Source organism: Actinokineospora inagensis DSM 44258 (genome assembly GCF_000482865.1).
Lineage (GTDB): Bacteria > Actinomycetota > Actinomycetes > Mycobacteriales > Pseudonocardiaceae > Actinokineospora > Actinokineospora inagensis.
In genome coordinates, this window is record NZ_AXWW01000042.1 from 41,703 (window position 1) to 59,132 (window position 17,430).

Annotated in this window: 5 protein-coding genes; 2 read left to right on the forward strand and 3 right to left on the reverse strand. The window is 72.1% G+C overall.

Annotated features, from left to right (window positions below; genetic code table 11):
• The first annotated feature begins 223 nt into the window (after nt 1–223).
• The gene (locus H504_RS0117085) at nt 224–9,085 is read left to right on the forward strand and encodes a WXG100-like domain-containing protein (RefSeq protein WP_157440481.1); all 8,862 of its coding nucleotides are present in this window, start codon (nt 224–226) and stop codon (nt 9,083–9,085) included.
• 6 nt (nt 9,086–9,091) lie between these two features.
• Here the strand turns inward: H504_RS0117085 and H504_RS35580 are convergent, their stop codons facing one another.
• The 3 genes from H504_RS35580 to H504_RS38775 form a co-directional block, all read right to left on the reverse strand.
• On the reverse strand, nt 9,092–12,256 hold the full coding sequence (locus H504_RS35580) for a coiled-coil domain-containing protein (protein WP_084467822.1): 3,165 nt from the start codon (nt 12,254–12,256) through the stop codon (nt 9,092–9,094).
• An 85-nt stretch (nt 12,257–12,341) separates the two neighbouring features.
• Entirely contained in the window at nt 12,342–12,890 is a 549-nt protein-coding gene (locus tag H504_RS0117095) for a hypothetical protein (protein WP_026423764.1), read from the reverse strand.
• Nucleotides 12,891–12,918: 28 nt separating this feature from the next.
• Nucleotides 12,919–15,693, reverse strand: a complete 2,775-nt coding sequence (locus H504_RS38775; RefSeq protein WP_051385965.1) for an NACHT domain-containing protein — start codon at nt 15,691–15,693, stop codon at nt 12,919–12,921.
• Between the two features lie 230 nt (nt 15,694–15,923).
• Here H504_RS38775 and H504_RS0117105 point away from each other — a divergent pair, with 230 nt between their 5' ends.
• Complete coding sequence (locus H504_RS0117105) at nt 15,924–17,426, forward strand: DEAD/DEAH box helicase (RefSeq protein WP_026423765.1); 1,503 nt, start codon at nt 15,924–15,926, stop codon at nt 17,424–17,426.
• The last annotated feature ends 4 nt before the right edge of the window (nt 17,427–17,430 follow it).

Sequence of the window (17,430 nt, forward strand, 5' to 3'; positions counted from 1 at the left end):
GGCTGGTCTAGACCAAACGGCGCAACGGTCGGGTTGCCATAAGAAGTTCAGCCTCTGTTCATCTACAGTCCTGTTTCGGGACCCGGGGAAGAGGCTTTACGTTCGCGGCCATGACTCCTGGTCCGGCTACCGCGCGCGGTGGGCCGGGCGGGCCCGAACCAGGCGGACCAGGGTCTCGGATCGATCCGAGGCGGACCGAGAAAGAACCACCACGATGGCCATGATGGTTCCCGACGACGTGCGCAGGATGTTCCTCGTGATCACCGGCGAGGAGTGGCCGGACGCGAACGAGGATCGGCTGCACGCGTTGGCCGAGGCGTGGGAGACCGCCGCGAACCGGCTCTCCGGCGAGTTGGCGCCGGAACTGCTCAAGGCCGTCGTCGCCATCAGGTCGACCTTCAACGGCGCGACCGAACAGGCCTTCGCCGCCAAGATGTCACCGTTCGTCGAAGGATCGGACAACTACATCGCCGCCGCCGCGGAACAGTTCCACGGCCTCGCGAAATACCTGCACGACCTGGCCGTGGACGTCGAGTACATCAAGCTCGTCTCGGTGCTCAGCCTGATCGCGCTGATCGTGGAGATCGCCTGGGCGGTCTCGGTCGCGGCCGAGACCGGCGGGGCGAGCATCGCCTGGATCGCCGAACGGGTCGCGTTCGTGCGGATGCTGCTGCGGACGGCACTGGGCAGGCTGGCGCTGCGCTTCGCCCAGGCCGAGATGATCGGCATGGCGTTCCAGGTCGTCATCGACGCGGTGGCGCAGGGCATGCAGTTCGCCATGGGCACCCGCTACCAGTGGAACACCGGCTACACCACCAACGCCCTCGGCGTCGGCGCGCTCGGCGGTGTGCTGATGATCCCACTGGCAGGCGTCGGCGAGATGCTGAGCCACCTGGCCGCCCAGGGCGTCGAATCCGTGCTGTCCAAGTTCGCCAAGTTCGCCAAATCCATGCCCGGCTGGGCACACACCGTCCCCGAACTCGTCTCCGAGATCGGGGTGGAAGCCTTCCACGAGGTCTTCACCGAGACGCTCTACAACTTCCTCACCACCGGTGAGTTCAGCATGAACGTCTTCTCGGCGACCTCCGGTGGCATCTCGGGCATGGGCGGCGCCGCGGGCCGCTCCATCCGGCACGCGGGCACCGGGCACGCACCGGCACTGCACCCCGCGGGCGGCCCAACTGTCCACAGCGGACCCCATGGCACCCCGGCGCATCTCGTCGACGAGCACGTCCAACTGCCGGTGAGTCTGCCGGTGAACACGGTGGCGCACACGCCGACCCCGCTCACCGGGATCACGACCACCCCGATCACCGCCGAGCAACCCGCAGGCCGGACAACCGCAACGCCCACCACCCCGACGACCGTCACGGCCGCCGCCGGTGCCCGACCGAACACCCACGCGACGACAACCACTCCGAACGCCGCAACACCAGGCACAACCACCACCAACGGCCACCCGAACGCCGCGGCCACCACTACCGCACCGGGCACCAGGTCAACCTCCGTCAGCACGCCGCCCCCGACCACCACAACGACAGCCACACCCGGCACCCACCAGCCGACCGCCACGACCACAACCACCGGATCACCAGCAGGCAACACCCCACACCCCACCACCACAACAACAACGACAACCACTGGGACAACAGCCGACACCACATCGCACTCACTCGTCACAGCGACGGCGACAACCGCCTACCAAACGACCCCCCAGGCCACCACCACCACCCCGAACACGGGGTCCACGCCCGGCAGCGCCCAGAGCCCGACCGGCACCACCAAGGCCGCCGCACCAACAACTGTCAGTGGCCAACCGGACACCCGACCGACCGCCACCTCATCGACGGCCACCAATGGACAACGCGCGGTCGACTCCCCGACCACCACGGTCGCGGGCGTCGAATCCACCACCGCGACAACGGAAACCTCCGGTGGGTTGATCGACACCCGGGCGATCACCAGCGCGCCTGGCACCGAGTGGCGGGCCGAGAACTCGCCCAAGACGGGCAGTCCCAGCGCCGCACCCGTGGCGGCGACGGCCGGTGGTCAGTCCAGCGCCCCGGTGACCACAACCCCGACGAGCCCGGCGAAGACACCCACGGTCGACGCACCCAAGACGGTCGCGCCCGGTACCAGCGTCACCACCGAACCCACGGCTGCCCCTGCGACGGCCACGGCCGGTGGTCTGCCGACGACGCGCACCGCCCCGGTCGACGCCGGTGTGCCGAGTTCGGTCGCGCCAAGCGTGCCCGCGGCGGCCGCGCACGTCACCGAGACCGTGCGGCAACTGCGGGACCAGGTCGCCGGGCGGGTCAGTGACGTTCGGCGGGCGGTGACGACGGTGCGGACGGAAGTCGCGGCGGCGGAGCACGCGGCGGAGGTGGCCGGGGCGGGCGCCGAGGCGGCGTTGCGCAGGCTGGACCAGGGGTTGACGGCGGCGGGGATGAACAGGTCAGGCGCGCTGCGGTCGCCCACGGAGGCCATGGCGGACTTCGACGCGTTGCAGGCGCACCTCGACAGGTACGACGAGTTCATCGCCGGGCTGACCGAGGACGGCGCCCACGACGTGGCGGGCATGGTCACCGAATGGCGGGAGGAACTGGCCGCGACGGTGGACGGGTTGCGGCGCACCATGGACACCGCCGTCGCCGCCGCCGGGGCCGCGACCACCGCCGCCACCCACGCGGCGAACGCGGCGCTGGCGCTGGCCGAGATCCACTCGACCACCGAGCTCGTCCAAGGCGCGCACGACCAGGTGAGCTCCGCGCTCCGCGACATCGCCGCGCTGCCGTCGGACGCCGCCGAGGACACCGTCGCCGCACACGTGGCCGCCGGTCGAAGCGGGCTCGACCTGGCGACCACGTCCGCCGAGTCGGTGGCGATCGCGGTGGCGTCCGCGCGTGATCACGCCGCGGCGGCCCAGGCGGCCGCCGCCCAGGGCACCATCGAGCGGGGTACGACCCTGCTGCGCGGCCTGCCCTTCACCAGTCGGATCGGTGTGGAGGCGGTCGGGCGGGAACCACTGGCCGGTATCGCCACCGAGCTGTTCGACACCGATCTCGGAGCGGCCGACGACTTCACCCGGGTCGCGGCGGACGCCCTGCGCGACAACATGGCCGCGATCGTCAACCAGGGCCACGAGGTCACCGTGGGCGACGGGTCGGCGCGGGTGTGGCTTCAGGGCAGGGTTGTGGCGCCGGACGACACGCGCGTGGAGGCGTGGGACGCCCCTCGGCGGTATGCGCGGCCGGACGTCATCAAGGTCGAGGGCGCCGACCGCCAGGACGCGCGCACGGCCACCTCGGCCGCCAACCGCGCCCTCCGCGTCCCGTTGAACGTCACCGATTTCACGCCGTTCCTGCGGGGAGGCTTCACGCCTGCCGTCGTGTCCCGCCGGGTGGACAGCGTCGTGGTGGCGGACAGCACCACCCGGCCCGACGCACGCACCGGCGACCGGTCCATCGTGCGGGCCGACGTCGTGATCACCGCGACCCGGCTGGGCACGGACGACCACGGCACCCACTCGGCGCAGACCTCCGTACCGGTGGAGCTGCGCGTCCCGCTGGTCACTCCGGCCCCGACGGACCACGTCCCCACCGGTACCACCACCGAATCCGCCGCCACTCCCCCGGCGACCAGGCGCAGAGTCCGGTTCCAGCTCCCCGATAGCGACAACCGGGCGGTGCTCGCCGGTCAGGCGGAGACCAGGGTCGAGCACGAGCTGACCCGGGCCGTGGTGGGCCAGGTCGGGCAGGCGCACCGGACCGAGGTGGCGTCGTTCCTCGGGTCGGCGGACCTGTTGCGGTTGCCGGACAACGACAACGCGAGCACGCGGATCGGTGATCTGCCGGTGCGGGTCACCGCCGGGCCGCTCGCGGTGTCGCTGGTCGGGGTGTCGGGTGGGCTGCTGGAGCAGCGCGCCGGGACGACCGCGACCCGGGTGGAGCTGTCCGGCAGCGACTTCGCCCCCGGTGTCGGGTTCGGCGGGGGTTACGACAACGGCACCACGCGGTGGTTCGTGGGTGCCACCGCCGATTTCTCCACCCAGCGCTCCGGCGGCATGGTCGTGGGCAACGAGGCCGCCGTCGAGCGCTTCTCGGTGCGGACCACGCTGGAGTACCGGATGCACCGGCCGATCACCGTGACTGTCGCGAGTGGACAGAGCATCAGCGGCGCGGCGTCCGGGTTGGTGTCGCTGTCGGTGACGCGCGCGGCGGAACTCGGGCTGCCCGTCCCCGAGCACCTGGCGGCGAGCACGGTGACCGAGCGGATCGGCGGGGGCGGTGGCTACCGGATCGGCACCGACGACATCCTCGCCATCCCGGGCGAACAGCGCATCGTGGACTTCATCAGCGAGGGCCTCGACCCGGTGGGCCAGGCGGCGGTGCGGCAGATGTTCGACGACCACCCCAAGGCGGTGGCGGCGATCTTCGACTCGCTGCACGGCGGTCACCCGGTGACCTGGCGGACCGGCAACCGCCTGCACGTGCTGGACATCCAGAGCACGATCGTCCCGCCGCGCGAGACCCACCCCTCGGGGCAGTCCAACTCGACCGCGCTGGACCAGGTGACCCGGCAGCAGCAGGTCATCGCCCACGCGGGCCGGGACATCCGGATCGGTGTCGGCGCCGAGGTGCGCCACCTGCTCGACGACGCACCGGCCACGGGCGGTGGCCCGACGGCCCTGCTGCCGCGGCTCAGCCTCGCGGGCTCGTGGACCCGCTCGATCACCACCACCTTGGGGTCCAACGGCCGCGACAGCCGCAACAGCACGTACGGCGGCGAGCACCGCGGGTTCACCGGAGATCTCAACCTGGTGGTGACGCACCGGGAGATCGCCCTGCCCACCCGGTTGCAGGATTCCCTCTTCTTCGGCCGGATGATCGGTGGGCCGCGCGCGGCCGATCGGCTCATCGAGCCGACCGCGGCGGAGGTCGGCCAGCCGGGGCAGGACCACCGGCAGTCGCCGCCGAACAGCAACCTGGTCCGGCGGACCACGGTGACCGAGGCCGTCGCGGTGACCACGGCGGGCGACAAGTTGGCGTGGGCCGACCAGGCACTGATGTCGACCCCGGGGTTCGAACCCGGCATCTACGTGGGCGCCCCGCCCCCGCTGCCGGAGCACATCCAGGCCCGCGCCGTGCGACCGGCGATGTTCGGCGCGGTCGCGGCCATCGTGCACGCGCGCACCACCCCCCGGCTTGTGGAGGCCGGGCAGATCGCGGTCGCCAAGAGCATCAAGGTCCTGGCAGACCCGGGCGGGGGCGGACGACGGCCCGACCCGGCTGTCCGGGTGTCTCCGCCGGGAGCGGGCCTGTGGCCATCATGGGGTCAGCGCGAGCTCACCGAGTCGGTCCGGTTCAACGGCGAGTCCGCGCGGGTCCTGCAGTACCGGCTGTCCCCGCTGAGCAAACCCGGCTCGGACTCGGCCGCGGTGATGCGCCAGTTCGTGTCCCAGGTCGGCGCCCGCGGGTTCGCCGTACTCGGACTCGACGGCCAGGTCAGCGGCCCGCACCCGCTGCTGGCGCCCGGCACCTTCACCACCCTGGGCGGGGCGATCAGCGGGCGGGTGGAGTTCTTGTCGCCCCGGGTGGTCGACACGCGCACGGTCAACACCCTGCACCGCCGCGCCGACGGCGACCACCCGGTCAGCTCCGCCACCACGCACCAGCACAGCGGGGACGCGGCGTTGACCTTCTTCTCGGCGCCCAGGCGCAGGTCCGACTTCGGTGGGCAGGTCCAACTGCAGGTGGCCGGGAACCTGCGCCGCGGCCAGACCGCGGTCAACGAGTTCAGCACCGGCTCCCGGCAGATCTTCAACTACTCGGGCCCGACGGTGCTGCTGGCGCTGGACGCCCGGTTCACCTTCACCGGCGACCTCGCCGTCGAGACGCTGCTGCGCACCAACCGGGCCGAGACGATCCAGGTGACCGTCGACGAGCCGGAGGCGTTCCTGGTCGAGGTGCCCGCGCGCACCGCCGAGGCCATCCTGACCGAGCTCGGGCAGCCGATACCCGCCGAACTCACCAACCTCTTGGCCGCCGCGACGCCCGCGCCCACCGCGGTGCCGGGCTCGCAGCAACTGCTGCCGGACGGCGCGGGCTACCTCGCCTACGGACCCGCGGCGGTGATCAAGTCCGAGCTGGTCGGCACCGACGCCCCGCTGGCCGGGGTGCGGGCCCGGCTGACCGAGCTCGACGTCGACGCCGCGTGGCAGCAGAAGGTCGTCGACCAGCTCACCGGCCTGTTCACCAACCCGGCCGAGTGGGTGAACCTGCGTGACGTGCTCGGCGGTCAACGGGCGATCTCGGTGCCCGAACACGGCATCCTCACCACCGACGTCGTCGACCTGCGGATCACCGCGGTCCCGGCCGCGCCCGGCAGCACGCCGGGGCGGGCAGGACCGGCGGCCGACGCGCTGGTGCCCAACTCGCTGACGCAGTACACCTACTCCGGGGCCACGAAGGTGCGGCAGGAAAGCAGCGCGAGCGGGTACTCGATCGGCCTGCAGGGCGACGGCACCGCGACCCAACCGAGTTCGGCGGCCACGCTGGGCGTGGCCACCGCGATCGGCAAGCAGACCGCGACCAGCGAGACGCTGCCGGGGTCGGGCGCCAAGCGGCCGATGATGACGGTCACCTACAGCGCGCTCGACCGGACGAACCACGACATCACCTACCAGGTGGAGATCACCCGCAGGCAGCGGCCGATGCCGGTGACCGATGCCGTGACGCTGACCGCCGCCCGGTACTTCGACCGGGTCTTCGGCGACGCCGCGCCGCCGGTCCCGGTGGCGGGCTCGGTCCACCTGGTGTCACCTGCCGCGCACACGTCACCGCCGCTGGCCCGACCCGATGTGGCGCCCGCGTTCACCGTGTTCCGGCACAACCCGCTGGACGCAGGCGGTGTCGAGCAGACTGTGCTCGACCCGACGTCGATGTGGTACATCGAGCGGCTCGGGTCGACCACGACCGGGGCCATCCGGGACGCCGCCTACGCCCAACTCGGCGCGACCCCGCTGGACCCCGGGCAGTCGATCAACCAGGTGGTCACCGCCGCGGCGGGCAAGCCGTCGCGGTTCACGAACCGGGGCGAACCGTCCGAACCCGTGCTGCACACGCTGACCGCGGGCCAGTCGCTCTACCACGGCGCGTGGGCGATGTTCACCAGCGACGCCTACTCGGCCAGGGAAGTCCTCGCGCCCAAACGCCTGCTGGGTGAGGAGACCTTCGACTTCCAAGTCCGCGCCCGCCTGGTGCCCGGCACCTTCACCAAGGTGCCGCAGGGGCCGGACGCGCGGCCCGTCACGCACACCCGGGAACTCGAGGACGTCAAGGTGCACGGCTTCTCCCGGGTGGTCACGCGGTTGCGCGGCCTGTCCGTGGCGGCGCAGTCCACGCAGATCTCCGACACCGGGATCGCCACGACGGTGGCCTCAGCGGTCGGCGGGGACACCGGGATCGGCCGCCAACAGACCTCGTCGACCGCCGAATACGGCGTGGGGCTGGTGACGCAGGAGGGCGAGTCCTACCTGTTCCGGGTGGACGCCGAGTACTACGTGTCCACCGCGGCCGGGAAGGCGGCCGCGCCGGGCGAGGCCCGCACCGGGTTCGACGCCTTCGGGTCGACCACGATGAGGATCACCTCCCGCCAGGACGTCCTGGTCCGCGTCTGGGAGGCCACCGCCCTGCGCGAGGGTCTGATCACCCTGTCCGACGTCTGGGAGCGCGGCGGGGTCACCCTGCCCGCCGGGCTGACCTACACCGCCACCCACGACGGTCTCGTCGTGCACCGGGCGGGCGACCAGCCTGCCGCGCCGCCCGCGGACCAGACCGGTTCGCGCACCGACGACCGGGGCCGCGTCCTGCACATCGCCCCGGGCGTCGCCCGCGGCGACATCGAGGCGTTCACCGAAGCCCTGCCGGACAACCAGCGCCCTGCCGACATCCGCGACCTGGCCGCCATGCACGCCGACACCACCGGGAGGCCGGCCCAGCCCAGCACAATCACCGAGGTCGAGGTCAGCCCACCCGTCGCGGAGGCCCGGTTGGAGTCCGACGAGGTCGTGGTCGACCACCCGGTCGTCCCGGTACCGCGACCCGGGGAGGTGGGTGCGGCACTGCCCAGCGCCCGGCACGCGGACCCGCGCGGTTGGGCAGACCGGGTCAACGGCACCGGTGGTACGTCGGCGGCCGACGGTTTGGCGGCCGCCCGGCGGTTCCACTCGATCTACCAAGGCGAACACCTCGTCGTCGAGCACGAGGGCCAGTCCGCGATCGACCACCCGCTGGAGTTCTTCTTCTACGGCCGAACCGGGCTGGACGTGGTGGTCGACCGGGTCACCCACGGCGGGCCGGGCTCCGACGCCATCGTGGTCACCAAGCACGACAGCGGTGCGGTGCGCGCGTGGAACCTGGTCAACCACAAGGGCACGGTGCTGCTCGTCAACCCGCTCAACGGCACGCACCAACTCGCCGCCGCGGCCGACATCGCCGACTCCACCGAGATTTTCGCGGTCCCGTTCGACAGCGCCAACAACCACATCGGACCCGAGTCCGGGCCGACACACCTGCCCGCCGGAATCGTCCGCGAGTACGAAGAGGCGACGAGCGCCTTCACCGAGCCACTGGGCGACTCGGCGGGCCGCGCACCCACCGCACTTCCCGACCACCTCAACCGGGTCGACCACGAGCTGACCGTCAACTGGCAGGTCGCGGCCGAGGTGACCGGGCGACCACGGCGAACCCTGCTGGACCGCATCGCCGCGTTGGGGGCACACCGGACCCGAGTGATCGAGACCCACCTACGAGCGGCCGCCGCACGCGGCAGCGTGATCACACTGCCCGACGGCATCGGCAACCTCGTCCCCTACCGCGGCGGCTGGGTCCTGCTCTCCCCAGCGCCGGTACCGGCGGGGACGGTGGCCCACTTCGCCTGGGTCCTCAATGGACAGATCACGGCCATGGTGGTCGGCGCGGACCTCGACGACCTCCGCCACCTGCGTTTCCCCCCACGCGGCCGCCCGCTACCGGTGGACGAAGACCCCGCCGACGACCGCCAACTCACGGGAACAGACCGGTGAAGCGGCCTACCCAGGCGGTGTCGCGCCGGTGGTGACCGGGGTGCGTTGGTCGTCGCCGGTGTCGACGTGGACCGGTGGTGGGACGACGGGGGTGCTGGGCGGTAGGTAGATCTCGCCGTTCTTGCAGTAGACGACGACCCGGCGAACGGCGCCGCCGCCTATGTAGCCCGCCGGGTTGCCCTGGCGGGCGAACCTCGCGGCCACCTCGGCCCGGGTGACGTTGGGCGCGGTGATGTGGGTTTCGACGTCGCGGAAACCGAACCTGACCGCTTTCTCGTGGGCGACCACGGCGGACTCGTACACCTTGGCGGCTCCGACCGCGCCCGCCTGGGGCGGTCCCTTGAGTTGCAGCGGGCGCGGTGGCTTGCCGATCGTGCCGTCGATGCCGCCGAAGTCGTCGCCGAACAGTTCGACCGGTTCGCCGGTGGACCGGGCGACGCCCTGGGCCTGGGTGATCTCGGCGTTGGACGGTGGCCGTTCGTTGTAGCGGATGCTCACGTTGCCGCCCACGTCCTGCGGCCCGTTCGCCATGGCCGGGTTGAGCGGGTCCGACTGGTTGGTGGCGTTGGCCCGGTCCCGCGCCTGCTGAGCCGCCTCCACATCGGCCTGTTTGCCCATCTCCGCCGCGGCCACCCGGCGCAGTTGGTCCGGCGTCATCGCCTTGAGCTTCGCCTCGAACTCCGGGGTGAGCTTCCCCGCGGCCCGCCTGCCCGCGATGAACCGGTCGAACGCGGCCTGCTCGCCCGCGGTCAGCCCGGCCCGACCGGGGAACCCGACCTCCGGGGACGCGACGGCGGGCGCCTTGGGGGTGTCGACGACCGGGCGGGTGGTCGGCGGCGGGTTCGGCAGCCCGACGGCGGTGCGGGCGCGGAGCTTGATCCGCTCGCGGATCGCCGCCAACGCGCTCGCCGCCTTGGGGAAGCGGGCCAGCAGGACCTTGCCGAGCTTCTGGCCGATGGCGGCGATGAGCACCAGCGCGAGGGTGATGCCGAGCGAGATCACGGAGTCGGCCATGACGCCGTAGTCGTCACCGAGTTGGTCGACCGTGCGGCCGGGTCGGCTCAGGTTCGACCACGCCTTGGCGATGCTCGCCACCTGGAGGACCACGTCGGCGGCCAACAGGGTGAGGCCGACGGCCAGCATCGCGCCCTCGCCGACGATCGGGGTGCCGAGGATCGACCCGGCGATGAAGGCGGCGATCGACACCTGGGCGAACAGCGTCGACAGGATGGCCATCAGCTCGCGGGCCGCTTTCAGGCCCGCGTCGACGGCGTCGCTGAACCGCCCGGCGAACAGGTCCTTGAGCGCCTGCCAGACGGCGGTGAGCATCGGCGGCAGGTGCCGGTACAGCGACACGAACGGCACGAAGATCTCCAGCAGGGCGTCCAGGACCACGCTGCCCCAGTGACCGCCGAGGTACGCCAGCCGCGCCTTCAGGAACTCCCAGAGGATGTCGGCGTGCGACGGGGGTGCCCCTTCTTGCTGTGTGGGCGTGGCTTCCTGGCGCTGGACCGTGCGCTGGACGGCGGCTGCCTGCTCCTGGCCACCGCCGAACAGGGGCGCGACGTGCTGGTCATACATCTCGTGCGACTTCTCCGGCACCGCGGCGACCATGCCGCCGACCTGGGCCCGGTACGGGGCGACGAAAGCACCCGGGTCGCGCACCGCCCGCACGAGCCCGGACAGGGCCTTGTTACCGGTGATCCGCAGCAGCTCACGCACCCGCCCGGCGAACGCCAGCACGGCCCGGCCCGCCGCGATCACGCCCCGGACCAAGCCGGTCAGCCGGTCACGCAGCCAGCCGCCCACGGCCCGCAGCGCAGACCACAGCGAGCGCAGGACCCCGGCCGCGAACCCGCGCAGCCGGTCGACCAGCCTGCCCAACGTCGCCCTGGCCGCGGCCACGACCCGCCGGATGGTCGCGACGGCGGCGCGCGCGGCGGACGCCAGGCGAGCACCGACCCGCCCCGCGATCTCGCGCGCGGCGGCAACGAACCGCCCGACGCGGTCGACGATGGCCTGGCGGACGCGGTCGAACAGTCCCCGCACCCGGTTGAGGGCCGCGTCCAGTACCGACCGGGCCGCCGACGCCACGGCCGACAGGCCCGAGCGCACCGCCCCCACGGCACTGCTCGCCGCGCTCTTGATCCGCCCCCACAGGGAACGCTGCACGGGCGCGCCCGGTGGAGTCCCGCCCTGCCGGTCCGCTTCGCCCCGGGCGCTGGACATGATCGTGGTGGCCTCGGCGTTGGCCGCGCCTGCCTGTTGCTCGACATCGGCGCTCGCGCCCGCCCGCAAGGCCCCCAACTCGGCGCGACCCGCAGCGGCGGCGTGGCCGCTCTCGGTGCGCCACGCCTGTTTGTGCGCGTCGACCTCGCCTGTCGTGCGGGCGTCGAGTGCTCGGGCCTCGCCGCCGACCGTCTCCTGCTCGGCCTCGACGGCACTGTCATGCGCGGCGCGGGCGTCGCCGGTCACCTGGGCGTGCTGGGCGACGGCCGCTTCCTGCTCTTGCTGAGCGGCGCCCGCCGTCGCCGAGAGCCTGCCGCCGAAGCCTGCGTCCAGCACCCGGGCCACCGCGGGCTCGATGGTGGGGATGCCCGCCAGCTCGGGCGCGGGCGCGGCGATGGGCGGAAGCGGGTCCCGGGCGACGGTGCCGAGCGCGGCGGAGGCGCCCATCGGGCCGACCCGTAGTGCGTCGGCCTGGCCCGCGGCGGCGCGACCGGCGGCATCGACGGCGTCGCCCTCGGCCCGCTCCCGGGTCGCCAGGCCCGCGGTGGTGGACCCGGTGGCCAGGCTGTCCCCGTCGCCCGCGGGGACCGGCGGCACTCCCGCGCCCACCTCGGCGACGGCCGGTATCGAGGGTTCGGCGAGAACCGGTTCCGGCGTCACGGGGAGACCCGAGGGGGCGGGCGCCGCCGTCAGCAGGGCGCCTGCCGCGCCTGCGGCTTGCTGGTGCGCACCGGCCATGCCCCGGGCCAAGGCCGCGACATCGCCCGCGAACGTGCTGGGCTTGATCGCCCCGCCCGAGCCGCCGCCGATGAGGCCCGCGATCGCCCGGTTCCCGGCCGCGCGCTGGAGGGCCGTCACCGCCCGCATCGGCGCTCGGACGCCGTTGGCGGTCCTGTCCGCCGTGGCGACCTGGCTCGCAGCGACGCCCCGTTGGCGGTCCACCGCGCCACCGTAGGCCCGGCACTCGTGCGGCCACCACCGGTCGCGCGAAGTCTGCCCTTGAGGACGTTCCCAGTGGCCCGAACGGTCAGATCAGGTGCCAGCCCGCGAGGTGTTCGAACTGGCGGAGGTACGTGTCGGTCGCCTCAGCGAGGGTTCCCGACCGGGGCCCCAGCCGGGTGGCGGCGATCAAGGCGGCCGGATCTTCGTCTTCGACACCCACGGCGACCGCCAACTGCAGGTCGTCGTCCACGAACCGACCGTCGCGGGCAATCGCCGCCGCCAGGGCCATGGTCAGGGCGGTCAGCACGGCGTCCGGCCTGCGGACGGGACTGAACACCAGGCCGCCGCCGCCCGCCACCGTGGGCATGAGGACGACCACGGTGCCCGCCTCGTCGACCACCTCCACCAGGGGATCCGGCACGCCGGGGCCGATCAGGGTCGAACCGAGGTCGTCCTCGCCGAGCCGCCGACCGGGATCGACCACCTGCCCCCGGTCCCGCCTGCGCCCAGCCACCAGCGCGAGCGCCGGAACATCCGCCAGCCCGAGCAGATCAGCGGCGACGCGGCGAGCACCCACCACCAACTCCGCCAGCGGCAACGGCCGCCGAATCCGCGCCTGGAAGTCAAGAGACACAGCCAAAGCTTACGTCCGCCCCGCAGGATCAGCCTTCGCCCGCCGACCAGTCCGCCACCAACACGATCGTCTCATCCGCCCGCACCCCGCCACTGAACCGCCGCTCCACCAAAGTGATCCCGGCAGCGATATCAATGAGCCGGGTTGCCAGGTCCTCCTTGCCGCCGCGCAAGACGGCGGATAAGAACAAGCAGGCGACCCGTGCTTGTTTGGCTTGGAGCGAGTAGACCCGGGGCTTGTCGGATGTCAGGACGGGCAGGAGGTCGCGCAAGACGGCGATTGCCCGCGTTCGCCAGAGGTCCGCACCGTGATGGCCGAGTTGGTCCAGTACCGAGCCGAGCAACTCACCCAACGCCTCGGGAGGCGCGTCCCAGCCGGTCCACCCGGGGAAACCGGTCTGGTCGATCCACGCTTTGCTGAAGCCGCGCGCGGAGACATTGTCCTGCCGCAGCTCCGTCAGCCCCGAGTCCAAGGCGAACTTCCGCACCACCGGGGCGAACACGTTACCCGTGGACCGCCACAGATCGACAAAACCGATAGCCGGGTCGCCCAGCAGCGGGTGCAGCACCTCGGCTTCCGAATAGAGCTCGATGCCCACCAAAGCGGCGAACGAGTCTTGCAGGATTTGCTTCTGTCCCATGAGCGCGGTGTGCAACCTCGCCGTCAGGCGGACGCTGTCCCAAGTGGCCTGCGGGTTGCTCGCGGCGGCGTACACCTCAAGCAACATCATCAAAAACACCGCGGGCGTGTCAAGGTCGCGAACCAACACCTCCCACAGGTCGTTCTCGGTCACCAAGTGGGCTTGGCCGTGGTGGGACCAGACGCCGATCGTCTGGTCGAAGGTCCACACCAGGAGGCTGGCGACAGGGTGTTCGGCCATTTCCCGACTGCCCGGCAGGCGGTAGGTTTGGTCGGTGCCGAGCAGGGAGTTGAACCACAGGCAGAAATCCCGAGCGTGGCTCCCCGACATCCCAGAGCAGATCCCATTCAGGTCATCAGTCGTGTCGGTGGTGATGCCGACCTCGAGTTCGAACAGCCGGTAGAGCGCGGCCGGGACCGCCTTGTCCGCGATCCGGACGCCCTGGCGCGGGTGCGACCAGCCGGTCACGTACTGGTTCGCCAGGATGGTGGCGGTGGCGCGGCGTTGTTGTGCGGTCGCCTGTCCGAAGCGCTGGGTGTCGAGGAGGTTGGCCAGTTCTTGCCGCAGGTCCGGTTCCAGCGCCAGCGCGTCGCCCTGTTCCAGGCATTTGTAGGCCAGCGACAGCGCGTTCGCCGATCCCGACGCCAGGCACGCCTGGATGATGTCGTCGGCGTCGGCTTCGGCGGTGTAGAGGAGGGTCGTCTCCTCCCAGTACGCGTCGTCGACCCGGTAGACAAGCTCGTCGACCAGTTTGTGTTCGCGGATGTGCGCGGCGGCCAAGTATTCCTGGAAAGTCTTGTGCGCGAACGCATATCGACCGGCCTCGCGCTCAACGAGCAGGCCGTTGGACGAGGCGTCGGCCAGCATGTCCTCCGCGGTGAGCGGGGTGGACAGCTTGCGCAGGGCGGGTGTGAACCCGGCCAGCACCTCCTCGCGCCGCAGCTCGGTGACGCCTGCGGTCATCATCCGGAAGGCCAGCGCGCGCAGCATCTGTTCCTTCTTCTCACCGGCCAGGCCGACCGGGAGCTTCTTGGCCTCCTGCCTGCGCCAGAGCATCACCTGGCAGATCTCGCGGTACAGGTCCGCCCGGCTGCCCGGCAGCGCGCCGCGGAACCGGTGCACGTTGGCGATCATGGTGAGCAGCAGCGGGTTGGCGGTGAAGTCGGCCAGGCCGGGCGCGCCGCGCAGCTTGTCCAGCAGGTCCTCGCCCGCCTCAAGCGCGCGGGCGGCCACCTCCTCCTCGCTGCCGCCGGTGCTCAGCCGCTCCACCGCCCCGTACCACTGCAGGACGAACCGCCGTACCTGCTTGGGGGTGAACTGCCTGGTCTGCAGCACCTTGGCGCCGGTGAGCGGCGCGTTGAGAATCCCGTCCAGCCGGGAGGTGACCACGAAGTCGTTGCCCCGGTACTGGTTGGCCTGCCGCTCGACCCAGTCCGCGATGAGCAGGCGCTGCTCCTGACCGGCGACCTCGTCGAGACCGTCGAGCAGGATCACGCACTGCCCGGCCACCAGCCGGTCGCCGAACCAGCCGGTCGGCTCCCGCTCGGCCAGCTCACCGAGGGTGTCCCGGACGAGTTCGGGCAGCAGGACCGACTTGTCCTCCACGATCGCGTCGACGTGCTGGCGCAGGTAGAGCAGGACCGGGACCGGACGGCGGCGGTTGGGGTTCTGGCTGATGGCGCGCACGGTGTGCCGCAGCAGGGTGGTCTTGCCGCTGCCCGGGGCGCCGACCACGGCCAGCAGCGTCGCCTCCGGCTGGTCCAGGAACTCGTCGATGCTGCGCCTGCGGGTCGCGCCCGCCAGCTCGGTGGTCACGATCCCGGCGTCGGCCTGGTGCGGCACGAGGTAGGTCACGCTGACGTCCACGTAGACGTCGTCGAGTTCGGGGTTGGCGAACCCGGTCGTGCGCAGGCCCTTCTGGTCGACGAAGCGCACCGAGCTCGCCAGGTGGTCCCGGTACGCCCGGGGGAAGCCGCTGACCAGGCCGGAGCGGTCCACCCGCAGGACGATCACCGGCTTCCAGTGCCGCCAGAGCAACCGAGCGACCTGGGTGAGCACCGCGCCCGCCGCCCCGGCCGCCAGCACGGTCAGCGGCGGCCACCCGAGGACCAACCCGACGAGGACGACGAACACGCCCGCGACCAGCGCGATGGGGACCCGCACCCGCCCTCCGTCCGCAGTACGGCTCGATGTCGGTCAAGATACCGGCGACCGGGCCGGACCGGGTCGGCGGCGTCGTCCGGGTCGGCGGACCGGTCCCGGAGTGGGGCGGGTGGTATTCTGTGTGTTCAGGGTCCGCTCAGTCTGGCTCGGGCCCGATCTGGGTCATGACCATGTGCTGCGGCTGAGGTGCCGCGCCGGGTAGGACCTTCCTTCCACGTTCGGAGAAGTTTATGGCGGTACGCCGCCCTGCGAGTTCTGTAGTAGCCGCCGGTACGACCACGTTCGACGCGCTCGGCGTTCCGGCTGACATGGTGGCGGCGTTGGCTTCGGTCAACGTGCTCCAGCCGTTCCCGATCCAGGCCGCCACCCTGCCGGATTCCCTGGCCGGGCGCGATGTCCTCGGTCGGGGGCGGACCGGGTCGGGCAAGACCTACGCCTTCCTGATCCCGGTGCTGGCCAGGCTGGCCGCCGTGGCCGGGCGCCCCAAGGCGGGTCGGCCACGGGCGTTGGTCTTGGCGCCGACCAGGGAGTTGGCCACCCAGATCGAGGCGTCCGCCGCTCCGCTGGCCAAGGTGCTCGGCCTGCGCACGCTGACCGTGTTCGGCGGGGTCAAGCCCGGACCGCAGATCACCGCGCTGAAGGCCGGGGTGGACCTGGTCATCGCCTGCCCCGGCAGGCTGGCCGACCACCTGCAGGCGGGCCACGTGCGATTGGACGCCGTACAGACCACGGTGCTGGACGAGGCCGACCACATGGCCGACCTCGGGTTCCTGCCGGTGGTCCGGCGGCTACTGGACCAGACCCCGGACGACAGCCAGCGGCTGCTGTTCTCGGCCACCCTGGACGCGGGGGTGGACGTGTTGGTCCGCCGGTACCTGCACGACCCGGTGACGCACAGTGTCGACACCGCGCAGTCCCCGGTGAACACCATGGCCCACCACATGCTGCACGTGCGCGCCGAGAGCAGGCTGCCGGTCCTGGTCGACCTGACCTCGGCGCCCGGCCGGTCGCTCGTGTTCACCCGCACCAAGCGCGCGGCCACCCGGCTGACCCGCCAACTGGTGGCCGCCGGGGTGCCCGCGGTCGAGTTGCACGGCAACCTCGGGCAGAACGCGCGGACCCGCAACCTGGACGCCTTCGCCAGCGGCACGGTGACCACGCTGGTCGCCACCGACATCGCCGCCCGCGGCATCCACGTCGACGACGTCGGGGTGGTCATCCACGCCGACCCGCCGGTGGAGCACAAGGCGTACCTGCACCGCTCCGGTCGCACCGCGCGGGCGGGCGCCTCCGGCACGGTGATCACGCTGATGACCGACGAGCAGGTGGCCGACGTGCGCGAGCTGACGCGCAAGGCCGGTATCAAGCCGACCGTCACCCGGCTGCAGCCCGGTCACCCGTTGCTCGCCGAACTCGCGCCCGGCGATCGCACCCTCGTCCCCGCCTCGGCCGCGGCTTCCGCGGGCGGTGGGGGCGGACGTGGCGGTGAACCTGGTGGACGTGGTGGCGGTGGACGTGGCGGTGCGCGTCGTCCGCAACGCACGGCGACGGCGCGGACCGGCGGTGGGGCACGGACCGGCGGTCGGGCGCGGCCGGAGCGTCGTGGCAGCTCGACCGGATCGACGGCGTCGACTGGATCAACGGCGTCGGCCTCGTCAACTCCCTCGACCTCCTCGTCCGGTTCCGCCGCCGCGTTCTCCGCGGGCACCAAGGCGGGTCGACGCCACCGCTGAGTCG